This is a genomic window from Candidatus Acidiferrales bacterium (assembly GCA_035515795.1).
Lineage (GTDB): Bacteria > Bacteroidota > Ignavibacteria > Kryptoniales > JAKASW01 > JAKASW01.
In genome coordinates this window covers 39808-65233 of record DATJAY010000004.1, presented here as the reverse complement: position 1 = coordinate 65233, position 25426 = coordinate 39808, and the positions used below count along the sequence as shown (strand labels likewise).

Sequence of the window (25426 nt, the reverse complement as noted above, 5' to 3'; positions counted from 1 at the left end):
TAAATATAAGATTTTATTATTAATTGTCAAGCAAAGTGGTACACTTTTTGACGACGAAGACGAGACGCAGGGAGCCAGAGATCGGGTGTCGGAGAAGGAGGCCAGCAGGAAGATATCAGAAGAGTTGGCGGAGCATCAAATGTTTTCTCTCAACATTTTGTCTTCAGCATTTTACCCCCGACCTCTTGCCTCTCGCTTCTCACTGCATGCATGACGATCATTGAAGATGTAACGCGCCGCCATTAACTTACAGTAAAGACGGAGACGAAATGACATCGAAAGCGCCGGCGCAGGTAAATAAATTCGCAGACGACAGCTTGGAGGCGGTCGCTTATAAAATTGCGGAGCAATTTTCGACGAGAGAATTCAATGACAACAACAGGCTCGGTTATCATATATACCGCTACCTGATGGGGACAATACCGACGATCGATGAAGCGGTGCGAGTATCAGGTGTGAGACTAACAAACGGAGAAACAATCGAGAGTGTCGCAACAAAAGTTGCGCAGCAGCTGAGGGAGATGGGGAAAGAAATAAGAAGAGGGTAAAAAAATTGGAACCCAAGCATTTCGGCACGACGCGCTGCCGGTTCGTAGTCGGAAAAGAAATCCGACCATACCATGAGAATCGATCACACGGATTTTTCATCTTGTAACCACCGTGCCGGATTATTGGAGATATACTCACGTATACGAATCAATTCTCCCTCATTGCGGATGACGTGTTCGTAATAATCCCGCTGCCATACACGCTCACCAGGCGAATTTCTTATTTCATTGATTCGTTTTGCTGAATTCATTTTAAATCTTCCGATAATCTTCGGCAATAACATCTGTCGTCGTTGCATCATTTTGTCTGTTTGTCGGGGCAATTCATCTTTTCTTTGTTCGAGTCGGGGCAATTCATGAATTGCCCCTCCCGAATCTTCAATGATAATTATCCCATGCACATGATCTGGCATCACGACGAATTCATCTATCGCAACGTTTTGATAACGCTTCGGGATATCATCCCAACATTCTCTAACGATCTCTCCAAACCGATTCGTCTTCATTTCCGAATCGACAATCTCGCCGAACAAACATTCCCGGTTCTGAACACACATTGTAACGAAATACCCACCTTCAGTCGAATAATCGTAATCCTTCAATCGAATTGACCGCCGGTGATGTTTGTCAGGATCGTATTTCATATGGCGCCGTTAATCGCGTGATCAATAGTTCCCTCCCGACAACCTGCCGGTTCCCGGCCTGGATGGAAATCTCCGGAGAACATTTGAGAATGAGCTCTGCTCATGATACTTCTTCAGATTATAGACCTGGCAACATACACCAGAAGGATAATAGACATCAGAAGATCTGAATACGTCGTTACATTCTCAGTGGAACTCCTTCCGCTTCTTGTCAGGTGTTTTATCCCGGCCAAACCATAAAAGGAGCCGCCGATGATTGCTGAGGGTAGGATCCAGTTGCCATCAAAGATGGTGAGGATGCCCAACAATCCTGACGATATATTTGCAAATCCTAGCTCCTGCACGAATACCAGCGGTTCATCGGTCTTGAACCCGAATATTTTTTCCGCCGTGAACCTCGGAGTTATCGACTGTCGCAGCCCTGCAGTGAAGAATCTAATCCCGACTCCCCAGAACACGAACCACTTCCCGACGAGGTACATAGTACTCGATGCGCTTTTGAAAAGGAATACGTCTGTGAGAATAGAGATAACTGGAAATACGAATGCCAGCAAAACAACAGTTAGTATGTACATGCTTTCCTCGTGATGTTATTTATTCTGAAAGTTGGCATAATCCATTTCTCACATTCTTAGACGTGAAAGCAGGAGTTCTCTCCTGACAGGCCGCCGATCTCTGTTCCGGATGGAAATCCCGCCCACGCCATCGCAAATCCGGACTCCACACCGGCATACATCATCTCACTTCGCCGGCTTGTCGATGAGACCGGTAAGAAGCTCATAGATAACTCCAACGTTATTGAACGCAATCTTAAACTTATCGCCGATGGGCTTCGGGTCGGGCCTGTTTGAGACCAGTGCCTCTACCATTTCTGTCATGGATTCACAGATCGGAAAAACCTCTTCCTCAAGTTCCCTCACCTCGTCGGAGGTTTTGCTGCGAGGCTTCATCATTTGAAGCTTGGAGATAAACACCGCCTCATCCGCGAGTATGCTTTCAAGCGTCGGAACGATTTCTTCAGGTGTTATCATTGATTACTCTTCTCATACGGTCGCCTCACAGAATTGAATAAGATCATATGCGCTTCCCTTTTGCATCCCACGCATTTTCTCCTTAGAAAGTCTACTCCCTCTCCACCATTTAGTCAACCACCCCGCCGCCGCGGTCAATTGCGTCCAACCGCAATAAATCGACTACAGTCCAATGAGGATTCCGACCCTCACATTGGCGAGCGAGATGACCCAGCCGGTGATATGCGAGCTGCTATTGGACCTCTCTGTGTATTGATAAGACGGCTGGTCTAAGCTGTAGATGTATCCCGATGAAGACGAGTTCCATTCGTAGAGAGCAGAGATTCCGATTTCGGCGGTCAGACTGACCTGCTCGATAATTTTGCTTCCTACACCCAGGACGGCCACCGGACCAATCCCGGCGGTTTTGTTCGTGCTCTCATTATCGGTTCCCTCCGAAGCACTCACGCCCCCGCTTGTCCTCGTCCCCGGTTCATCATCCGACGACTTCGTCCATGAATAAGTCACTTCCGGGCCGGCCCCAAGGTAGAGAATAGTATTTCGATACTCTGCCAGTTTCCGAACATACAAGCCCGACAGGGTGATACCGTATGAATTCGATGTCTGGTCAGGATTTGTAGCAATGGTATCGGAGTTGACCGACGGCGGAGCGTAGCTCTCCACCTCAGAGTTACTCTGAGAACCTGACTGGTTCGAGTGACTCAAAGACAAATCGGCGCCGATGCGAAAGTAAGAGGATGAATTCAACTCACCGAGGTAGTTCAGTCCCACGCCCCCGATTAGCTGGAACTGCAGCGCATTGCCAAAAGTTAACGAAGCGGATGTCGAATCAGGTGCTTGCGAAAAGCTCCTCTCCGGACTGATCAGGAGGGTCAGAGTCAGGAGAAATGAGAGAGTGATTACTTTCATGATTTTGCCCTTTCATGGTTTTGTCAAATTTATTTCAAGCAGTCTACCGAATTGTATTGATTAGGCTTGAATGAGCCTTCCTTTCTTCCATCCCCACGCCTTTCATCTCCCCAAAAATCTAATCCCCCCACTCCACATAATCAATCTTCTCCCCGTGGCTTCTTGCGCCGTCGTCCGAACGACCAGGTTTGTCGTCCCAACAATTAGGTCGGCTTTCCCAACGACTAGGTTCGTCGTCCCGACTACTTTTATCTCTGTCCGAACTACCTGCATCTCTTTCCCGACTACTTGCATCCTCGTCCGAACTACCTGCATCTCCGTCCGAACTACCTGCATCTTCGTCCCAACTACCTGCATCTCTTTCCCGACTACTTGCGTCCTCATCCCGACGACCTGCACCGTCGTCCGAACTACTTGCATCGTCTTCCCGACAACCTGCGTCTCCGTCCCGGGAATCTGTTCAACAAAACTATGTCGTATCTAGCCTGCCGGAAACTCTGGATCCCCTGTGTCCTTAAAGAGTTTATTTGCTGAAACCGATCTCCTTGAAGAAATTCAGGATGTCGTCAATGTAAAGATCGGGTTCACCGACAATCTTGTGTCCGTTGTCTCCATAAGCCGGTTTGATCACGAGCTCTCCTCGACCGCCGCCCTGCTTATATGAATCAAACCATCTCTTTACAGTCGCAGGCAAATGATTATCATTTTCCGCATAGATCCAGAGAGTCGGTACTTTCGATGATTTGCCGTATGCCGCTGCCGAATTATCCAACTGGTCCTCAACCATGGAAGACCTTATTGAAAACCCGGATGCACGTCGAAAATTCGTAGCTCCTGAAACATTTACAGTACCGAGGACTCCTTTGATTCCTAGTGTGGATGCCGCGAGTGCCACCCAACCGCCCTGCGACTGGCCTATGACCACGACGCGCCCATTTGATGCATAAGGTGCGGTGCTCATATAGTCCGCCGCGGCTTTCACATCCTGCGCGCCTGCTAGACCGGATTCTTCGGCAGTCTCCAGATACTCGCAATCCGGACCTTCGGAATTACCATACCCGCGACGCACAAGCATCATCACCACAAAACCTTTGTTCGCCAGTGCCTCACATAGAGGCCGATATCTAAAAACCTCCCGCTTATCGATCGGCGGATTCGGTCCGTTTCTCCCGTGCGTCATGATTATCAACGAATGTTGATTCCCGGAATCCGAAGGGAAATAGAGCATGGCTTCAAGGCGATAATTCTTCCCATCTATCGAACAGGAAAACGAGATGTGTTGGGTCTTTATCTCATTGTTGCCAGCCCACAGTTTCACTGCCGTAAATGTCAGAATGATAAGGATGGAATAAAATCTCTTCATAGAAATATTCTAATCAGGATCGTGTTGTTATTAACGGATTTATATTTTCAGCACAGTTTCTTCTTGCTTTGGTTTTACTAGTTTAACATTCTCCTCCCACAATTCAAGTTTTTTCGCGATTGCCGGCGACAACGTAAGCACTGCCCGTGCAGGAGAAACTCACATGTCCCGTAAAATCGTCATACGTTATGGTGCAATACGTCTGAGTCGGCACGTAGACATTCATCGACTCATTCACTCCGGATGAAACCCGATCGCTCCAGGCAATTCCACCGCCGTCGAAGACGGACACGGTAACGCTTCCCGATTCGTAATTGTCCACCGCAAGTGAACAGGTTACGTCGTTCGAATAGAATGTGAGAGAATACGTCGCGCTGGAACTGTAATCGGTCGCGTCATACTCATAATAGAAAGCGTTATCCGAGTTGTCAAAGTATGGCACCCCTCCATCATCTCCGCTTCCATCCACCGGGTTTACCCAGCTGTAATCATCACAACCGAGGAACACAAGGGGAATAAGAAGGACAGCGATGAAAACTAGCACGCTTGAAAAAATACGGCTTCCTGTCGCGAGGTTCCATCTGCAAGGTAACGTCGTTTGCATGTTCGACAACCTCCTTTACTACATCTTGACGATTCCATGGTGCAAAGGTTCTATGACCGTTTACGGTCACCGGTCCTGGCAATCAATATCATAGCGTCAGTTCATGTCGAAGATGCCGCATCAGCGGGGAATTGTCGCAACAGGTTTGTTTCTCCTGTACCATTGACGACGCAACGCCCGGTAAGGAATAAACTCCGGTATTCTGTTACGCCCTGTCTTCGACCTTCATCACAAGAAGCGCCGCCGCAACCAGCGACAGCCCGCCGAGCAGCAAAGCGTAAATCGCCTCACCACGGAACAGACTCCTCACGAAGAAACCGAGTATTGCCGCCGCTGTGATCTGCGGAATGACGATGAAGAAATTGAATATCCCCATGTACGTCCCCATTTTCTCCGCGGGAAGCGAGCCTGTAAGTATCGCGTAAGGCATCGCGAGAATCGACGCCCACGCCAGCCCGATCCCGAGCTCCGAAACCAGGAGGAGCTTCGGATCTTTGATCACATAGAACGACATTAGGCCGAGCGAGCCGCACAGCAGACTGATGGCGTGGACGCTCTTCCTGCTCGTCTTCTTCGCGAGCCAGACTAGCACAAATGCCATGACTGCGGCGAAGCCGTTATATACCGACATGAGAACGCCCACCCAGTTCGCACCATCGTTGTACAAAGCCGAGGCTGTGTCCGTCGCGCCGTAAATATGATGCGCAACTGCCGGAGTCGTGTATATCCACATTGCAAAGAGTGCAAACCACGAGAAGAATTGCACGTACGCAAGCTGCACCATCGTCTTCGGCATCTTGAAGAGGTCGTTCATGACGACGACCAGGCCGGTCTCTGCGCCGTTTCTCTTAGTGATCAATCCCGCAGCAATCTGTAATAATCCGAACGCCGCTATGCCTCCAAAGAAAACTCCGAGCCCGTAATCCATGTATATGAAATAAAAGAAAATCAGAAACAGCAGAATGCCAATGATCGTCCAGACGATTCCGTTTTTTAGAAATTTCGAGTGAGCAATCGGATTTGTTTCCCGGCGCGGCATTCCTCCTTCCACGCTGAATCTCTTCAATTCCTCCGGCGGATATTCTTTCGAGCGAATTACCGTCCACAAAACTGCGGCAAAGAAGATTATTCCACCAACGTAAAACGACAGCTTGACGGACACAGGTATCATCCCTTCCGGCGCAGTGTTGCTCACGCCGAACCAGTTCGTCATGATATACGGAAGTGCAGAAGCGACGACAGCTCCGATGCCAATGAAGAAACTCTGCATGGAAAATCCGATGGTCCTCTGTTCCGACGGCAGCATGTCGCCGACGAAAGCCCTGAAAGGCTCCATCGAAATGTTTATCGACGTATCCATGATCCAGAGCATTCCCGCCGCAACCCAAAGGACCGGCGAGTTCGGCATGATGAACAAAGCGGCGGAAGCCAGGATCGCCCCGGTCAGGAAATACGGGCGCCGCCTGCCGAGTTTGTTCCACGTCTTGTCGCTCATGTGGCCGATTATCGGCTGAACGATCAGGCCGGTGATCGGTGCCGCGATCCATAGAATCGGAATGGCATCTATCTTCGCGCCGAGCGTCTCAAATATCCTGCTGACGTTCGCATTCTGAAGCGCAAAGCCGAACTGGATTCCCATGAACCCGAAGCTCATGTTCCATATTTGCCAGAAACTCAATCGAGGCTTTTTCATGTATTTACCAAATTTGATTTAGCGGTCAGCCATCAGCTTAAACCTGTCTGTCATCCTTTTACACTGCCGAGCGTCAGTCCGGAGATCAACCATCGACTCAGGAATAAAAATAAAGCTACGGCGGGAATGCTAATAATTAAAGAACCCGCCGCATAAAGGCCCCACTCCGTCGACATGCTCGATTCGAATTGTTTCAATCCAAGAGGAAGAGTGAACAGACTCGTATCCTGGAGCACCTGAGCCGCAACGACGTACTCGGCCCACGCGGTCATGAATGAAAAAAGCGCGGTTATTACGAGGGCTGGGGCCGCGAGCGGCAGCACAACTTTCGTAAACGCTCCCCAGCGGGTCGATCCGTCGATTCGCGCGGCTTCTTCAAGGCTGAAAGGAATGGTGTCATAATATCCCTTCATCTGCCAGACACAAAACGGCAGCGCAGTCGAAGTGTAAATGACAATTATCCCTAAGTAGCTGTTTATCAAGTGCAGCTTGAGAAGCATGATATACATCGGCAGAAGGAGCATCGTCGGCGGAAACATCTGAGTCACAAGAAGTCCGACCATCGCACTTTTCTTCCCGTAGAAATCGAATCGGCTGAAGGCGTAACCGGCAGTCGATGCAAGCGCCACTCCGGTCAATGTCACGACGACGGCAATAATAACCGAGTTAAAGAACCAATGTATGAAGGGAGTCTGGGTGAATAAAACTTTGTAAGAGTGGAACGAAGCGTCGGCGGGAATCACTCTCAATGAAGTCGACAGCAATCTATCTGACGGACGCAGTGAAATACTGAAGACGTTTATGATCGGGTAAAGAACGACAAGGGTGAAGCCGAGAAGAAGGAAATAAAGAATGAGATTTGAAATCTTAGATTTAAGATTTACAATTTGGGATTTTGACTTTTGACCCTTCACTCCGTTCAGGGCAAGCCTTTTGACCTCTGATTTCATCCTCAGTACGCTGCCTCCGACGCTCTCGTCCTATTCAAAAAGAACAGGCTGAAAATAAGTAGTATCGCAAAGATTACCATAGACAATGCTGCGGCGTAACCGTACCTGTAAAGGTTAAATGCCGCTTTGTAAACGTACGAAACGAGAATGTGAGTTTGGTCTGATGGCTCGCCTCCATTCGACACAAGCCAGATTATGTTTACGTTATTGAATGTCCAGATTATGCCGAGCGTTATTGCAGGTATCATAACCGGCCTTAGTAGAGGGGCGGTGACCGTCCAGAATTTCTGCCAGCCGGTAGCGCCGTCGATGTCGGCAGCCTCGTAAAGCTCCCGCGGAATGCTCTGGAGTCCTCCGAGTGCAATCGTCATCATGAAAGGAAAGCCGAGCCAGATGTTTGTTATTATACAGGCACTGAACGCTTCAAGAGGCTTCCCCAGCCATTGAATGGGCGTCATGTGGAAGTATTGCGCGATGAAAAGATTGATCGCACCGTATTCATAATTGAACATGCTGCGCCATGTCAAAGCAACAATGACCTGTGGAATTGCCCAGGGCAGGATCAACAAAGTACGAATCGCACCCTTTCCAAAAAGTTTCCTATTCAGGATTATTGCAAGCGCAACTCCGATTGTAACATGAAAGAAAATATTGACAAAAGTCCAGACTAACGTCTTGAAGAAAACCGAATAAAATATTTTCTCGCTGAATACTTCTCCATATTGCCTGAAGCCGATAATATGCCAGTCTTTGAAGTGGCGCAAACTCATGTTGGAAAACGACAGCAGGACGTTGTAGAAGAAAGGATAGATGACGACCCCGAACATTACCAACGCCGCCGGGACCATGAGAATGTAGGCGAATGTGTTGGGAGAAATTCTCTCCGTGTCAAAAAAAGCTCTCGATGACATCTTTTCTGCCGAATCGTTTTTCACTCGTTCTTCCAAAAGGACATCCTTACAGTTGCCTGCAAAAATCCGGCGCACCTGTCATTGCTTCGTCACTTCGTTCCTCGGAATGACACTCTTTATTTTGTTGAATCATAATGTGCTGATCGATAATTGATAATGACCCCTCGCTCTCATCACTCGTTCATCTCTTTTATTTTCTGCACCGCGCTCCTCTGCATCTCTTTCGCGGCTTGCTCAGGAGTTTCGGTCCCTCCAAGGACTGCTTGATAACTCGGTCTCATGGCATCCCATATTGCCCTCAACTCCGGAATTATCGGCATCGGCCGGCCGACCTCCATTTCATCTTCAGAACCTTTTATGACTTCATTGTTTTGGACCGACGTGTCATTGTAAAGCTCGGTGAGCGTAGGAATCGTCTCGAAGTGCGTCGTGAATTCAAGCTGGACTTGCGGACTGAGAAGGAACCTTACGAACTTCACTACTTCAGGAATTTTCCACGAAGGAATCGAAGCATTGATCGAGTACCCCATCGGCGATACCATTGGCGCGGGCCATAATCCTGTTTCTTTCATGAAAGGAATCCTCGCCACCCCGAAATCGAGCCCCGCTCGTTTGTAACTTCCGAACGACCATGGACCATTGATGATCATCTCTGCTTTTCCCTCCTTGAAAAGTGCGTCCGCGGTCTCGTAGTCGCATGACTTCGGGATAATTTCATATTTGTCCCGCAAGTCTTTCATGAATTCGAGTGCACTAATCATCGCCTGAGTATCGAGAGTCGGATTGCCGAGCGAGTCCATGACCCATCCGTTAAAGCCGGTCAGGAAAGGAATGAAAAAATATGGCTCGGTGTAATTCCAAACCAGCGCGTGTCCCTTCGTTGCCTCATCGAATTTTTCTCCGTCCGCAATCAATTCATCCATTGTCCTGGGTGGATCGGGAAGCAACGACTTATTGTAGATCAGCATGAGATGGTTGCCGATTTTGTCGGCGATGGAATACAAATGCCCGTGTCCGTAAACAAGGGCTTTCGGATCAAATTTGGAGAGGTACTTCTTATCAAACAGAGTGTCCAGCGGGAGTATGATCCCCATCGCTTCAAACGGTCCGACCTGATCCGAAGGTCCCCAAACAATGTCCGGGCCAGCGCCTCCGATGGCGGCAATCTGAAAACCTGAGCGCAGCGTCTCGGTTTCTTTGTAAAGAGCCGTGATCTTGATATCCGGATTTTGGGCCATGTACTCCTGCAAAATCTTGTTAAACTCTTCCTGCTCATCGGGATGCATCGTATGCCAGATGACGATTTGGTGCGGATCTTCGAGAGTGCTCCTTGAACAAGAAAAACTACACATACACAGAAGCACAAAGGCACAGAAGCGCAGAGTGTGGCCGAGAGGTTTCATGACGACCTTGAAGATCGAACGGCACCGATTCCCATCATGGTACAGGAGGTTTCTTGTATTGATAGTACTTTACCCAGTCTTCTCGAGGAAACAACTGCGGCACCGCGATAATCCTGCCGCCGAAGCCGATATATCGAAAAGTCAACATCTGAAAAGGCGTCGCTTTCACATCGACAAGCTTTTGCGGAAAGATCTTTACGTTATCATCTTCGGCTAACTTTGCAATATACCTACCGAGAGCCTTTCTTTTTTCTTGAGCCGACAATATCTCTTTTGCAACCTCGATACTGTTTTCAATTGCGGAATCATCGATAGAAGATTTCTTGTCCAATAATTGATAAATGTGAAATTTCCCGTTGTCCTCGACCGGTCCGTAAACGTCGCCCTTCTTCAGTTCAGATAGGACAGCCCCGATCTCACCAAGGTTGAAGGCGTTTATCCAGGTCGCTCCAAGAGTGTCGGTGGCATCGTTTTTCTCTTTGTTGACCTCATCAAAAACTTCGATTGCTTGATTTATGTTATCGACTCCGTACATCTTCAGTTTCAGTCTCACCGAGTTTAAAACCTCATCGTGGTGCTCCGCGAAAAATTTATCCGCCTCACCCTGCGTCACCCTCACCGTGTCGGTAATTTCGTTCGCAATCCTGTACGATCTGAACGCATCGAGAACCATCCGCACGTTGTATGTGACTTCTTGAGAATTTTCCAGGCCGAGATCATCGGCCCGCCTTACAAGAAAATAATTCTGGGAAATAAAACGGAGCGAACTGTGAAGCGCAAAAGTGATTTCAGGGACCGTTGAATCTTTAGCCGCAAACATTGCCGTAGGAAGCTCCAGCAAAACTTTCCGCAGAGACAGAGAGCCGCCTTTAAAACTCAGCAGCGGATCATCCAGATAGGAAGAAAATTTATTCGCGAGCGCCGTCAGATCCGCCGGATTTAGTTGATAATACGGGTCGTAAGAAGGGGGATTTTTCTTCTCAAAAATCTTCCGAATAGCATAAACCAATGGTCGGAAGATTTCGTAGTTGACACTCACTTCTATATCTTTCATCATAGATTCTATATACAGGTTGCCCAACTGTTCCTCTTCTCTGCCGGCCAGGATCTCTCGAATTCTGCCTAACCGATCGGGGGTCGAACCGGTCGTAAATCTTTCGTTCAACGAGCGGGATAGAATTTTGAAAATCACCCAGCCGTCTTCCGTGATTACAGGTGTGGAAACAAAACCTTTCCTATGACCGAAGAATGCATCTTCGATCTTATCGGTCGATTCGCCATAGGGAATTTCCAATGTGTCATGAGATATGTGGAGACTATCGGCCAGAGCGTAAATATTCTCTCTAGAATTTTCTCGCAGCAGCGAATAGAAACTGCCGGCAGAAGCGCTGTCGTCAAAATAAAAGGCATCTACCAAATATTTGTAAACGGAAATATCAAAGCCGTGAAGCAAATCGTCGTTGCTTATTTTGACGTGCGGAACAATTTCCTGCCGGTACAGGGCATCGCGCATGAATATCTCTTCCATCACCATGCAAAGCTCTTCCTCCTGCTCCGTGTAAGGTAAGTTCGATCGTGAAGCCGCATTCGAAAGGAGTTTCTCAGCAATCATCGAATTCAGGAACTCCCGCTTTTCGGCTTCAAGATAAGTCGGGTTGTCCTTCCCTGGATAGACGGACATTTCAAACCGGTTGAGAAAATCTTCGCTCGTAATCGGCTGGCCATCAACGACAGCGAGAGTATCAACCTTGCGTGAGCCGGTGCTAGATTGATTCTGGGCTAGAATTCCCGGCGGAGGTGAAAAGATCAAAAGGAGAAAAGATAAGAAACCAGGCAGACACTCAAGACTCAAATTCTTTTTTTTCACTTTATCCTTCGGCATTATTTCATCAGCATCAACTTTTTTACATCCGTAAATGCTCCGGCTTGCAGCCGATAAAAATAAACGCCGCTCGAAAGACGCGAGCCGTCGAACGTGGCCACATGGGTGCCGGCACCCTGCTTTTCATTTACCAGTGTGGCGACCGACCTTCCAAGCACATCGTAGACTTTTAGCGTTACGTGAGTCACAACAGATAACTGATAACCGATGACCGTGGTGGGATTAAACGGATTCGGATAATTTTGCTCCAGCGTGCAGCGTTCGGGAATGTTTAAGTCACCGGTTCTTACCGAAGTCGGCACGGCCAGGTTTATAAGCGAATCGCTGAGGACATAAACTGCTGAGCCATATGCGGGAAGCGTCACGCTTAAATTTAACGAACCGCCGCTGAATGTAACCGCCGAAGAGGAATCGTTATAAACGTCGTTCATGTAATAAGTTTTCCCATCGACCGCTCCGCCTGCAAAGTAAACGTTCGGCGAGTTTCCGCTCCCGACAAGCGTGATGCTCGCCGTTGCAGGTGAACCGCCGAAATTTTCTAAAGCGATCCCATTCTGATCGACATAGGGCCTCGTGTAACCATAGACCCAGCCATTTCCCGTGGACAATTCATCAAACGTCTGTGTCGAAAATCCCGCGAACGTCGCCCGAATCCACGCGAGTCTCTGGTAATGTGGAGTCAGCAGCGACTTGCCCGCACTATTCCAATCTATAACCCCTCGCCGGCGCTGATCGAAATCTGAAATACCGAGACCCCATCCCACCTCCTGCCCGGAGTAGAGCATTGGAATTCCCGGAATAGTGAAGATCACGGTCCCCATAGGCATCGTCTTGGCGTAAGAGCCATAAGTATACGCGATGCGATCCTCGTCGTGGTTCTCCATGCCGCGCATGAACAGCGCATTCGGACCTGGAGTAAATCCCATGGACGCGCCTCCGCCATTCGTGACATAATTATTCAGATTCGAGACGCTCGACGAACTTCCGAAGTTGAACGACTGAACCGCGTTGTGAAGCATGTTCCAATCATAAGCAGCATCGAGACCCCCTCCGTCGTCTGCATAATTAACCTCGGTTCCCGTTCCAGTTCCCGCAGTCTCTCCAAGGAAAAAAATATCCGGCTTGATGTGCTTAAGCAGAGTCCGTGTAGGAGTTCCCATTTCATTTTCGCCGCCATTCCCGTTATCCGCTCGATCGTGCGGACCCCAATAAGAATCAAATCTGTACCCGTCAAGTCCCATCTGCTGGACCCACCACTTGTAAACCCCTTCCATGTACGTGCGCGAATCGAGATCGCTCCAATTATAATTCAAGAGTTGGTCGCTGAAGCCGCTGTAGTAAACGAAACCATCACTCGTTATGGATTCCGAAAAGTTAGGGTGATAATTGGAATTGGTAATAAGCTGATGCTGGTAAAATCCCCAATAGAAAGAATACGTCTTGAACAACCGTGCGTCGTTGACAAACGGATGATTGTAGCTCGTCTGATTCGGGGTGACATCAAGAATGACCTTCATGCCAAGTTGATGAGCTCTATCGACGAAGTCCTTGAAGTCGGCATTTGTACCATATTGAGGTGCCACAGTATAAAAATCAACGATGTTGTAACCGGTTCCGGATGAATTATCGATCGGCTGATTGTTTTTCATGACCGGCATCACCCAGATAATGTTAAAGCCCATCTCCTGCAAATAGTCCAGCTTCTGAGTTGCGGCGTTGATCGTCTGCTGCGGTGTGAATGAATTGAAGAAAATCTCATAGATCCGTCCCATCTTGGCCCATAGAGGATTTGAAGCGTACGTCGGAAAGGTCACTGAGTCGTTTGTATCAATCGTGAAATATGAACGTGTGGTATCTTTGTTGCCGCTCGAATCGGTGGCGATCAACGAGAAATAATACTCACCCGGTTTCGACGGCCGGGGAACGGTTATCGATGAGGATGTCGATCCTTGAACTCCATTTACGACGGAAGGATTAGATGGATCTACCCCCCATGCAAAAGTCAGTAGTGCGGACTCGCCTGGATCCGGGTCGGTGCTGTTTCCTGCGAAAAGAGTTATAGAGTTTCCATTGGACGAGAAACTGATCACGGCGTTTGGCGAGTGATTGACAAGATATGTGATCGTGAATGGGCTGGATACTATCGTTGCACCGCTGCTGTCTTTTGCGACTGCAACAAAAGTGTTTAGTCCCTCGGTGTACGAGGCGCTAAAAGAAAAATTTCCGTCATTTGCAGGGACGCCTATGGTATCCGTCCCGTTCTGAACAATTTCCACGTTATGAACTGAAGTATCCTCCACAACCCCGAGAATTGTCGTTCCCGGTTTGACGGTCACATGTCCGCCCTGATTTAATATTTGAATTGCGCCCGCCTCGACGACAAAAGAGGTCGAGTCCGAAATCAAATTTCCCGCTAGGTTCTTCACAGAAAGCTTCATGGTCCGCGTGCCATTTTGCAATGAGATTGGAGAAAGGAAGCTTAGAAAATTCGTTGCAGGATTGTAAGCCGCTCCGGCTATTTTATATAGGACCGCGTCAATCTGTACCATGAAGCTTGACGTGTCGACTGCGCTCGCAAGTGAAGGGAAAATGTACGCGGAGATCACAGGCTGCTGCGAGCTGACAATCCCTGATTTTGAATTCGGAAGAAAATGAAAAACTGTCGGACTCTTCACGTAGAGCATCGAATTATTATTGTCCGCGGAATTCTGATACGGGTTAAGCGGATCCGGAAGCCATCCATTCGATGTGCCATTTTCGTTGATCTTATATTGGTACGCACCGGCGACTCCGCCTCCAGATTGTGGTCCTTCCACCTTCAACCGGTAAGTCTTTGACCAGATACCCGTTCCAGCATCTTTCGTCATCGCAGTAGGCGAACCCGGCGCAATAACGCCCTGGTTATTGTTTGCCCAATTATTGAATTCGCCCGGCAGGTAAACGACGGTTGGATTGTCCGTAGGTTTAAAATAAAAAGTTACGTCAACGCTGTCCTGGGCATACAGAGAGCTTGCGATTAAAAAAGCCGCCGTGGAGATAAGAAAAATCTTATGCATCTTCGTTCCTATTTTTTGCCATCCGGAACACGATTCGAGATCTCGACTTCTCAAGACCCCGAACCAGTTCGGAATGTCCTAAAGGTTGCCGGAACTTTCCGGCAACCGACAAATAACAAAGAGCTGCGGCAGGAAAAAACTGCCCACAGCCCTGTCACCTTCAGCCATGCAATCAGAAGGATCCAACAAAAACTTATTTCATCAAAATCATTTTCTTCACCGCCGTGAAGCCGTCGACGGTAAATCGATACAAATATATTCCGCTCGGCGTCTTTGAACCGTCCCATGTAAACGGGCGCGTTCCGGCTTGAATGTAGCCGTCGAAAAGAGTCACGACTTTTTCTCCGAGTGCGTTGAAAACTTCAAGGCGGGCATAGCCGTCTTTCTTCACATCGACCGTTATAGTGGTGGATGGATTGAACGGGTTCGGATAATTTTGGTGGAGTTGGTACGCAGACGGAATCGAATTCGACGCTTGAATCCGGATTGGCCCGAATTCTCTAATCGAGCCGCTCATTGATACTTCCTCTATCCTGTAGTCATAAATTGTTCCGCCCGCTATCTTCCTATCTGTGAACGAGTACGACTTGCCTGTCGCACTTGTACCGAGACCACAAAGAGAAATGTCACTGGCATAACTTGCGATTCCAGAATAGCTCGCATCGGTCGACGCTTTGCGGTAAATGTTGAATCCTGCATTGCTGATCTCGGATTGAGTTCTCCAATTCAAAGTAACTGCGTTGTAAGCATAACTTGCTGAATAGGAGGACATATCAACCGATAGGGCTACATCGTAGCTGCCGAACGGAGAAATTCCAGTCGTCACTTCATCGGAGTAAAAATAGGCGAATGTCGGCGATGAATTCGTTCCATCGCTCACTTGTGCAGGTGCTTGTCCATATACGTAGGTTCCGCCGTTGTCTTTGTACATCAGGAAATAAACTGTCGTCGGTTTTCCGCCCATCGTCGACCACGGAATTGAATACTCTTCGGTATTCGTCCCAAAGTAAGTGGAAATCCCAGTCGTTGTGTTGGAACTCCAGGCGCTGCCCGTCCAAGTTCGATATTCTTGATAGCCGTTTTTCAAGAACGCGACAAAATTTGCCGTAAATGGTAACGACGGCGTTATGCCGTCATAATTAAAACCTCCAGTCGTTCCGGTTCCATTTGTCGGAGTTAATTGCGGATCGGTGTCTATATAAATGACGACCGGTTCTCCATTGTTAGCGGCATAAGCGAGGTAAAGGTTCGTGGCGTCCCACGTCAGGTAGGCAGTGACCCCGCCGGATGAAGTGGAGACGGCTTCATCGGAAGCAAAATCAGAGCTCGGCGTCCCTGAGAAGCTCACGGTGTGATAAGTGGTCGCTGTTACAAATGATGACCATGCGAGCATCATAATTATTAGAATCAATCTTTTCATATTTCCTCCTCCAAAAGTTTCACTTGACGTCGGCGCATGTTTTGTCGTAGTCTCCCTGGCGGCGCCAAGCCCGGGAAAGAACGACAAACTAAAGTGGATTTTCCAAAACGGCCGGCAATTGAAATATTTTTTGCGTCCCTTTTCATTTGACCGCCTTAATCAACTGTTCCTTCAAAGCGATTGCACTCGAGTAATTCGGAAGCAATGACAGTGCCATATTGATCGACTGAAGTGCATCTTGAAAATCCTTTTCTGCGATGTATACACCTGCAAGGTTGTACCACACCTGAGGGTCGCTGTTATCATATTTTATGCTTTCACAAAGGTAATCCTTTGCGGATGAAATCCGTTTTTCATTAAGATCGATGGCTCCGAGCCATTTATCCGAATATGCACTGTGGGCTATTCCATTCCTTTTCTTCAAATAATCGTACGCCGCATCAAATTGCTTTGACTTCATGAGTACATCTGCAGCATAATCATAATTCTCAACTGTCGATGGATATTGGGCAATCAGAACGTTCATCACCCGAACAAAGGAGGTAAGGTCGCTCCTCTCGGCGTACCATCTTGCCGCTTCACGATGAGCGGTCGCCCAATCATTTCTCTCTTCAATGACCTCATAGGCGAGAGAATCGATGTAATTCTTTGCCCCAAGCAGAGTATATTTGGACGCTTCATCATCCTTCTCCACAAACGGCCAATCATTTTTCAATAGTTTTATTCTAAAATCGCCTATTACCGAATCAAGGGGGCAGAATGCGAACTTTGCAATCGTGAGACTGTCCTGCTCCCCGTCGTTGATACCGAGCGGCCTGGATTTCGGGAGCAATCCTTTCTGTTCCATCTCGTCGTAATAGAGTTTACCGATTAGCCGGTATCCGTAAAGAGTAGGGTGAAGATGGTCGCTCATGAGGTTATCGCCGACGACGTGGTCGGGACTCATTGCATCAAATGCGGAATCGATTTTGATAACAGGATCATGGAATTTTATTCCCAAACTTTCTATCACATCGTTAAGCTCGGAGGGAGCTCTGAATCTTAGAGCGTCGAGGTCTTTCGCATACCTGAAAAGCGAATCGGCGGCATCAAGATCTTTGCCCGCAAGTGCTCGGTTCGCCTGTCTGAAAACAGAGTCGGCTCGTGGAAATCCGTGTTCGGCGATCGAGATAAACGGATATTGATCTTTCAAGTTGCAGGCAAGAGTTCCCAGGATAACCGGGACATGACGTTCGCTCGCCATCTCGAGGATATCTCCCATATTTCCTTCAAATTGCTCAATTCCCTCATTATAAATTTTTGAACCAAGACCGATGTACTGGTCGCGTGCAATACGGGACATCAGCGTGCCGGATGGCTCCTGCTGCTTCAGAAAGATGCCGCCGATGTCCCTCATTAGATTTCTTAATAGTTGAAACGTCCTGAACCGTTCGAGGTACAATACCATATCGACCATGGCACGCGAAGTTCCGAATGACTCCATAGAACCCACTCCAAGTGAGCCGTAATATTCGTTATTCCCCGCATAAATTACTATCAAATCCGGTTTCTCTTTGAGAATGCCAGGCATCATATCGCGCATCGCAAAACTGTTAATGGCCGTCATGGCACAGTTGACCACTTCAATTTTCGATGCGGGAAATGCAAGGCTGAGACGCTGCTGAAGATATCGTGAGAATGCTCCGTTCGGCAAAAAAGGATAGCCGGCAGCTGCACTTTCTCCGAGCACGAATATCCTGAAGGAGTCAGGCATTTTGATTTCGTCAAAAGTGTCTCCGTCAGGATGAGGAATGTTCCGAATGCTGTAAAAATACTTGCGTGCTATGTCAGGATTTAACTTGAGTGTCCCATTTCCGTAGCTCGTCCATTGTGCAAAGCCATCACCGTAGTTGAAGACTCTCAGCACCATCTCCAAAAGAACAAAGAAAAGGACAGGGATCAACACCATGGCGACGTAGAAAATTGCAGTTTGCCTCCTCGACCCGAATCGGCCTTGAGACTCTTCTATTTCTTTGCTGGAGGGTTTCACTTCTCTTTTTGAAAATAGAATCCCGCAAAGCCTCGGCGACTTTGCGGGATAGTTAATTGGAGAGATAATGGTTACTTCATCAATACCATCTTTTTGACGGTGGAGAATGTGCCGGCTTCCAGACGATAGAAATAAACTCCGCTGGCAAATCTGTTCGCGTCAAACGTTGCGATGTAATCCCCGGCCTTTTGATTGCCTTCAAACAACGTCGCAACTTCCTGTCCGAGAACGTTGTAAACTTTCAAAGTCACATATCCGTTCTTCGGTATGGAATAATTGATCTGAGTAGTCGGGTTAAATGGGTTCGGATAATTCTGGCTCAGAGAATAATTTTGCGGCAGCTTGACCCCGTTCGGGTTCTGACGTATGGCAGTTGCTTGGTCGCCAAATTTGCTGTGTAAATACTGATTGGTGCCAGCAAGAGTCACATTATGGTTCACACCAAAACCAGCCTCGTTATCCATATAGTCTGTGCCGCCATTGAGAGTATCGGCGCCGGAAAAGTACGAACCATATTTGTAACCAAGAGCTGAAACGGATTGGACAGGGAAAACTACTTTTGCCCACCAAATGCCGTTGCCGGAATCCGCGAGAACTACGTCTGTACTTGGCGATGCGGTATCACCAGTCACCCAGGTTCCTCCCCAGGTCAGCGGCGCATCACCGCCTTTCAAGACAACGAGCGTCAGTCCGGTAATCTCACTATTGTGGTATCGCTCCTTAGCACCGGTCATGTCGACCGAAAAAGTGACGGTGTCTGCAGTCGTTGTTGCAGCAGTGACATCGAGATTCGGGGCGACCGCGGTTAACGTTGTGTCACTGGCCGACGGGAACGTAAAGACTCTGTTGCCGCCAGCATCCCAACCATCTCCGGCTCCTGAATTTTCCCATCCACCATTCGTGAACAGATCTCTTCCTTGCGCGAAGAATTTATATTCTTGTGATGAACCGACGGCAGCAGTCATTGATACCGTAACAGAATACGTGGTGGGCGTCCCAAAAATTGGCGCCATCGTTATCGAACTTCCCCAGCTGAGAGGTGCAGTAGGGCCCCTCACGCCTATCGAATCGTGAGCCGGGTCAAATCCCTCGGAGATCAGATTTGTCATGTCAGCCTGAAAAGTAATATTCGCCTGCACTCCGGCTGTGTAACGCTGGTTAAAATAATCAACCGGAATCTGTTGATTGGCATCCGATGTAATCGCATACGTGCGATTGTTTATACTCTCCCAACTGCCGCCATTTGTGGTGCTATCAACGTAGTGATTGGCCGCGTTAATGATGACGAACTTATAATTGATCGTCTTTCCGGCAGCAGAGTCGGGGAAAGCCACGGTCAGGGTGTAAATGGAATCGTTCGTCATGGATGGTGCCATCATAAACGCTCTTCCACCCCAGTTGTGACTGGTGAGGCCGGCGCCATAATATCCGGTGTCCCCGGCCATCAGTTGGAAATCACCACGGATTACAACAGTATCCGTAGCGAGATTGAACAAGCCAATCTGGACGTAGATGCCCATGTCCACCTGGAACGTCACGTTCTTTGTGGCAAAGGACTGCGAGCTCGTTGCTATTACAAAAGCCGCAGCCATTAATGTCATGAAACGCTTTGACATTTTTTTACTCCTCTTTTTGGTTGTTGTTAATAAGTTCAAATCTCTTCCCGCATCACGGGAGGATCTTAGACAGAAAAACTCGATGGATGTACCACCTCCTCACTTTGAAGGAAATTCCGCCCAGGCAGGATTCCCAATGAAACGGATTCGTCATTTTATCATCAGCATTTTCTTTGCCTGGAAAAAAGTGTTTGTCTTAAGCACATAGAAGTAAACCCCGCTTGCGAGACGCGATCCGTCGAACCTGATCTCGTATCTTCCGGGCTGCTTAGCTTCGTCGACCAGTGTTTTTACCTCTCTGCCCAGCACATCATAAACCTTTAAAGTAACATGGCCGGCCACCGGCAGCTGATAGCTTATGATCGTACTCGGATTAAACGGGTTTGGATAATTCTGGAGAAGTTCGTATTTGGTGGCAATGTTCGGCGGCTCCTGGACCGAAGTGACAAACGCCGTATCGGCGAGAATCATGACGGCGGTCTGGTAGGGCGCAAGAGTCATTGTGAAATTCCCTATGGTCGTTCGGCTGACCGGATAGATGCTTCCGCTCATCAAATCGTTAAGATAATATGATCGCGATTGCGCCATGTTGAATGTGGTTGAATCAATCGAGAGAGCGAAAGTGGCACGCCCGCCGGTAAGGTTCGCGGCAACGATCGCGGGAAGAGTATCGGAGACACGGGCAAAAGCAAAAACAGTATCCGCCGCGGTGGTGTTCACCGTAAGATATTTTCCAAACTCCAGCGCTTTGAATTTGTGTCGATAACTGACAAGCTTCTGATAAAAAGGCAGGAGACCATTTGGGTCAGTCCAGGTCACAAGGCCGCGTTGGGTCGTCTCTCCTACCTCTTGCCCTGCGTAAATTAACGGAACGCCCGGAAGTGTAAATTCTATAGTGGCTGCGGCTTTCGTTTCCGCAGGATTATATTGAGATATAAACCGGGGCTCATCGTGATTTTCAATATATTTCATCGGAACCGCATAGGACGGATAACTAGGAGATGCGTAATAGTTTTCAACGAGGCCAAGCTGCGGAATTAGAGTGTTGTTTGAGAGCGCATTTCGCAAAGCGTTAATCGTACTGTAGTCATAGCCGGCGTCGAATTTTTTGTCGAAGTACGTGCGCGAGGTATCCATTGCATCAAGTTCGCCGAGCAGAAACGCGTCGGGCTTGATTGTCTTTAATGCCTGCCGCCATTTCTGCCAAAACTCCGGGCCGTTTCTGCGCGTGTCGTTTATTCCCCATGCAACATCACATCTGAACCCATCAACTCTATAATTCTCCATCCAGAACTTTGCCATGTTGATGAGATAATTCATGTTCCTCGCGCTGTCCGGACCGTCATAGCTGATCGACGGAAGGTCCGTCCAGGTGAACATATACTGGTACGTTCCATCGGGATTCCAATCGTAGAATCCATGATACGGGGACGCCATGCCATATTTCATAGCATCAAGCATGAAACCGTGCGTGTTGTGAGTGTGGTTGACCACATAGTCCATCATTACTCTTATGCCGTTCGCGTGTGCAGAATCGACAAAAGTCTTGAAATCGGTGAATGAGCCGTACTGCGGATTAACGGCGAAATAATTCTCAATCGCATAACCCGGATTGCTCGGCGAGAGTTGCGGAGTCGGATGAATCGGCATCAGCCAGATTACATTTATACCGAGATTTTTTATTTGCTGGATCCTGTTCGTAAGTGCAGTGAAATCCCCGTCGAGGCTGAATGTCTTTACGTATACTTCGTAAATCACTGCGGAATCAATCCATGATGCGTGCCAATTGGAGATGTCCGGGAAATGATTACCTGATGAGTCGACGACCAACGCCACGCGTTGATAAGATGTGTCTTTAGATGTCGAACAGGTGACGGTGAAGAAGTAGTCCCCCTTTGCTGTGGGGGCAGAAAACGTTACCGACGATGACGTCGTCGAAGAAAAATTCACTGCCTGCGGGTTTGCACGGTCTTGCGACCATGCGAATGTCATCGGGAGTCCGTCTGGATTTGTCGTGCCGCTGCCGTCGAGTGACGCTGTACCTCCAGGAATACCTTTCACAATCGTTATCGCCGGCTCGTGATCTTTGATTCTATCGAAATAGACTTTCGTACTGTAGCTCGTTTGGCCGGATCCGTAAGGCACAGATGCCTGAAGCTGATTTATTCCTTCCAGAAGAGTGATATTGACTGAAGCCGTGTCACTCGAAAAATCTAGATCATAATTGGTCCCGCCAACCGATAGTGTACCAGTATGCGCGCTGGAATCACTCACGGCAACATAAACTTTAATGGTATCACTCCACCTTATGTCTCCGCCGTCCGTGAGAATTTTGACATAAGGTTTATTGGCGAGAGATGAAGATATGTCGCCCGGCATTATAAGCAGGGCTCCCCTGCGGTTTGAGGCGAGTTTTACATACCGCGAGCCGCCGTTGTTGAATGAGTAATTAAAATTTGCGAGGTTGCGTTTCTCAATCTGTGAATTATAGAAAAATGCGCCGTCATAGATGTTTGGTTGTTCGTCGAAAAGTGAGCCGCCATAAGTCTGAGTCACCTTCCAAGCGCCGTTCGTATTCCCGAGATAGGAATACGCGATGAAGTAGCACCCTTTTGCAAAAGTTCCCATCGTCGATTCCAACAAGCTTATTGGGATTCCGAATCTGAATATCCCGGAAGCTTTCGCATCGGAGTTGACCGCTATATTAGCGACCGAAGGAGAATAAATATTCTGCTGCGCGTAAATCTGGTTTTCAGTTCCCGCAAGGACGGACGAATTCGGCGCAGCAAGGATGAAATAAACGCCATGGTCAGCAAAGTCCGGAATTTGAATTCCCGCTTTGTTCGGATCCATGATCAGTGAATCGCCGAGAGAATTTACAATCTCGAATGACATACGTGTGTAGTCCGAGATGGAAGCCATCTCGATATTAAACACGAGCGAATCGTCGGTCGCGTTTGTATCAATGTCTATTTCTTTTATGTCGGCAGAACCGCTTGGACTAAATGATGGGTACTTATAATTGCCCGGTCCGTTGTCATCGAGATCTGCATCGATATAATGAAACCCTGAATTAGGCTGGAAAGAGCCGAACGTCAGATAACTGGTGGTTGAATTTCCTCCTATGTCGGATCCAAAAAATCTAAGTTGATGTCTTCCCTGCGCCGGAGTGAAAGTACCTGTCTGAAAAGAAACTCCGCCCGCGACGGAATCGACGGCAGCAATGGAAATTGGAGAGCCGTCCAGATAAACGGCAATCGATGATTTATCGATCGCTTTTCCGGAATCGCTCATCATCAAATAACCACCGATTGATAATGCATTGCCTGCCGCGAAAACCTGGCCCTGCCGTGGAGAAACCACGTTGAAGTACGGATTGGATATGACATGCTTGATGGCGATCGTCTCGAAATCCGAAGTCATCAATGGATTGTCCGGATCATCGATGTACTGTCCGCCGTTTATTATGTACTGATATGGAAATGGAACACCGATCGCGAGCTGCTCAGTAATCGAATATACGCCGTCGCTGTCCGGTCCCGAGAGCGGGTCACTCCCATAGCTGTTGAATAATCCTTTTACAGAAATGGAATTAAGTTTGCCGACGAGCTGAAGATTGGGCGACCCCGGATCGAAATAGAAGGTATATGGCGCAGCGATAATTTGATTTACAACTTTGAATGTTGAAACTGCCGTGTCGACGCTGCCGTGCGAATTTCTTACGGTGATCATCACCGAATGGGTCGTAAAAGTAAACGGAGTAGGAGTATAGGAGATAACGCGAGAAGTCTTATCGAAATATTGACCTGTATTCCCAAGCGAAAAGTTATCGACGGAGATCCCGATATTGGCCCCGGTAACGTCCGAACTGTCGGCCCATGAAATTTTCGCGGATATCGTCGACGAAAAATTATTGATGGTGGATCCGTCCAACGGCGTAACGTAATAGATCATAGGGTCCTTCACGTTGATAATGCTGTTGTTATATCCTGATCCATCGACCTTCGGATTGTCCGGATCAGTTATCCACACGTCAACGATCGTATCGCCTGCATTAACCGAATAAGTAATAAACTTATAAGCGTACACGGCGGCCGGTACATTTATCGTTACGGTCCACAGATTACTCCCGTTATCTGTCAGCGGAATCAAATGTTTGTTGGAGCCTGTGCCGTCGGAATTATTTCCCCAATTATTAAATGTGCCGTTTAAGCCGATGCCGACTTCATTTGATAGAAGTGTTCTGTTCAGATAAAACGTGACCGGAATCGTCGACGTTTGTGCAAATGAAACCGTCGCCGTCAGAACCAAAAAGAAGAAAATTTTTCCGTTCATAATCTCATATCCTGACCGAATCAAAATCCAACTGTCAAGGCAAACTCCTGCAGGTTTTTCAAGATTCCGAAATCTTCATAGCCATAATCCAACTTTACTGTGAGGAGAGAAGTTATCTCGTAGCGAAGTCCCACTCCGAGGGTCAATCCTTCCTGAGTGTTCGGAAGAAACAGCGACTTATAGCCTGCGCGCGCGAAGAGAAGGTTGTTCCATGAATATTCCGCTCCGACGTTGACGCTTTGCAGATTGTCGCTCGGATGAATGGCATCCACCGCGAGCGTGAGACGGTTGTCATTGCCTTTAACCACATCCATCGCCAGGCCGACGCGGAAGAAGAGAGGCAGGGGAGCAGACTCTGTGTAGTATTGCGCCGGAATGTTTTTGTTGTTTCCTGCCAGCGATTTATCAGGATCATAAGTGATCAAAAGATCGGAACCCGAGAGCTGCATGTCCGTGCCGAAGTTCGAGATCTCCATTCCAATTTTCATGTCGTTAAAAGGAGTTATATAGAGAAGCCCGGCATCGAGCGCCCATCCCGTCGAAGATTCCCGATAAATGTTCTCCATGATCATCTTGGCCGTGCCACCTATAGAAAATCTATCGGTTAAGTTTCTAGCGTAAGTCAGCCCAATTGCCCAATCGCTGGCGCTCCATGTCTCACCCGTGCCGTCGGGATTTTCAACAGTGGTCACAATGTCGCTGCCATAGTTAAGATCGGTTATGCTCAAACCTACGGCGTTGTCTTCATCGAAGGCGACAACGCCGGCGAAGTAGTTATAGCTAGTGCCGACGAGATAGTTCGTGTGCTCCAGCAAAGCGCCTGTCTGTCCGATTCTTGAGATACCTCCGGGGTTCCAGTATAGCGCGGACGGATCCGTTGCAACCGCGGTAAACGCCCCGCCCATGCCAATCGCGGCTGGCCCTGCACCGATTCCAAGAAACGGGACGGCGGTTGTTCCCACTTTGTTTTGGGAATACGCTTGAGCAGCACTCAGAATCAAAATGATAGCTATTAATTTTTCCTTCATTGCG

19 protein-coding genes are annotated in these 25426 nt (G+C 48.2%); 1 reads left to right on the top strand and 18 read right to left on the bottom strand.

Annotated elements, in window-relative coordinates; all coding sequences use genetic code 11:
• Positions 1–269: 269 nt before the first annotated feature.
• Complete coding sequence (locus tag VLX91_03020) at positions 270–548, top strand: hypothetical protein (protein ID HUI29163.1); 279 nt, start codon at positions 270–272, stop codon at positions 546–548.
• Between the two features lie 83 nt (positions 549–631).
• On the opposite strand, the gene VLX91_03015 is transcribed toward VLX91_03020, so the two are convergent.
• From VLX91_03015 to VLX91_02930, 18 genes are all read right to left on the bottom strand, one after another.
• A complete protein-coding gene (locus tag VLX91_03015) occupies positions 632–1150 on the bottom strand; it encodes a transposase (GenBank protein ID HUI29162.1) in 519 nt (172 codons plus the stop codon).
• 155 nt (positions 1151–1305) lie between these two features.
• The gene (locus VLX91_03010) at positions 1306–1767 is read right to left on the bottom strand and encodes a DUF6790 family protein (GenBank protein ID HUI29161.1); all 462 of its coding nucleotides are present in this window, start codon (positions 1765–1767) and stop codon (positions 1306–1308) included.
• Between the two features lie 165 nt (positions 1768–1932).
• Positions 1933–2223: a hypothetical protein gene (locus VLX91_03005; GenBank protein HUI29160.1), complete on the bottom strand. Its 291-nt coding sequence runs from the start codon at positions 2221–2223 to the stop codon at positions 1933–1935.
• Positions 2224–2385: 162 nt separating this feature from the next.
• The gene (locus VLX91_03000) at positions 2386–3132 is read right to left on the bottom strand and encodes a hypothetical protein (GenBank protein ID HUI29159.1); all 747 of its coding nucleotides are present in this window, start codon (positions 3130–3132) and stop codon (positions 2386–2388) included.
• Positions 3133–3234: 102 nt separating this feature from the next.
• Positions 3235–3552 carry a hypothetical protein gene (locus tag VLX91_02995; protein ID HUI29158.1) on the bottom strand — a complete coding sequence of 106 codons (318 nt, stop codon included), beginning with the start codon at positions 3550–3552 and terminating at the stop codon, positions 3235–3237.
• 103 nt (positions 3553–3655) lie between these two features.
• A complete protein-coding gene (locus VLX91_02990; protein ID HUI29157.1) occupies positions 3656–4495 on the bottom strand; it encodes an alpha/beta fold hydrolase in 840 nt (279 codons plus the stop codon).
• 103 nt (positions 4496–4598) lie between these two features.
• Positions 4599–5099 carry a hypothetical protein gene (locus VLX91_02985; GenBank protein ID HUI29156.1) on the bottom strand — a complete coding sequence of 167 codons (501 nt, stop codon included), beginning with the start codon at positions 5097–5099 and terminating at the stop codon, positions 4599–4601.
• A gap of 205 nt (positions 5100–5304) precedes the next feature.
• Positions 5305–6792, bottom strand: a complete 1488-nt coding sequence (locus VLX91_02980; GenBank protein HUI29155.1) for an MFS transporter — start codon at positions 6790–6792, stop codon at positions 5305–5307.
• A gap of 50 nt (positions 6793–6842) precedes the next feature.
• On the bottom strand, positions 6843–7742 hold the full coding sequence (locus tag VLX91_02975; protein HUI29154.1) for a sugar ABC transporter permease: 900 nt from the start codon (positions 7740–7742) through the stop codon (positions 6843–6845).
• A 2-nt stretch (positions 7743–7744) separates the two neighbouring features.
• On the bottom strand, positions 7745–8677 hold the full coding sequence (locus VLX91_02970) for a sugar ABC transporter permease (protein ID HUI29153.1): 933 nt from the start codon (positions 8675–8677) through the stop codon (positions 7745–7747).
• Positions 8678–8826: 149 nt separating this feature from the next.
• Positions 8827–9939 carry an extracellular solute-binding protein gene (locus VLX91_02965; GenBank protein ID HUI29152.1) on the bottom strand — a complete coding sequence of 371 codons (1113 nt, stop codon included), beginning with the start codon at positions 9937–9939 and terminating at the stop codon, positions 8827–8829.
• 151 nt (positions 9940–10090) lie between these two features.
• Positions 10091–11923: a hypothetical protein gene (locus VLX91_02960; protein HUI29151.1), complete on the bottom strand. Its 1833-nt coding sequence runs from the start codon at positions 11921–11923 to the stop codon at positions 10091–10093.
• 14 nt (positions 11924–11937) lie between these two features.
• Entirely contained in the window at positions 11938–14994 is a 3057-nt protein-coding gene (locus tag VLX91_02955) for an alpha-amylase family glycosyl hydrolase (protein HUI29150.1), read from the bottom strand.
• Between the two features lie 193 nt (positions 14995–15187).
• Positions 15188–16414, bottom strand: coding sequence for a T9SS type A sorting domain-containing protein (locus VLX91_02950; protein ID HUI29149.1), 1227 nt, complete (start codon positions 16412–16414; stop codon positions 15188–15190).
• Positions 16415–16556: 142 nt separating this feature from the next.
• The gene (locus VLX91_02945; protein HUI29148.1) at positions 16557–18443 is read right to left on the bottom strand and encodes a hypothetical protein; all 1887 of its coding nucleotides are present in this window, start codon (positions 18441–18443) and stop codon (positions 16557–16559) included.
• Positions 18444–18514: 71 nt separating this feature from the next.
• Entirely contained in the window at positions 18515–20059 is a 1545-nt protein-coding gene (locus tag VLX91_02940) for a T9SS type A sorting domain-containing protein (GenBank protein HUI29147.1), read from the bottom strand.
• Positions 20060–20209: 150 nt separating this feature from the next.
• Positions 20210–24394: an alpha-amylase family glycosyl hydrolase gene (locus tag VLX91_02935; protein HUI29146.1), complete on the bottom strand. Its 4185-nt coding sequence runs from the start codon at positions 24392–24394 to the stop codon at positions 20210–20212.
• Positions 24395–24414: 20 nt separating this feature from the next.
• A complete protein-coding gene (locus tag VLX91_02930) occupies positions 24415–25422 on the bottom strand; it encodes a PorV/PorQ family protein (protein HUI29145.1) in 1008 nt (335 codons plus the stop codon).
• Positions 25423–25426 lie beyond the last annotated feature (4 nt).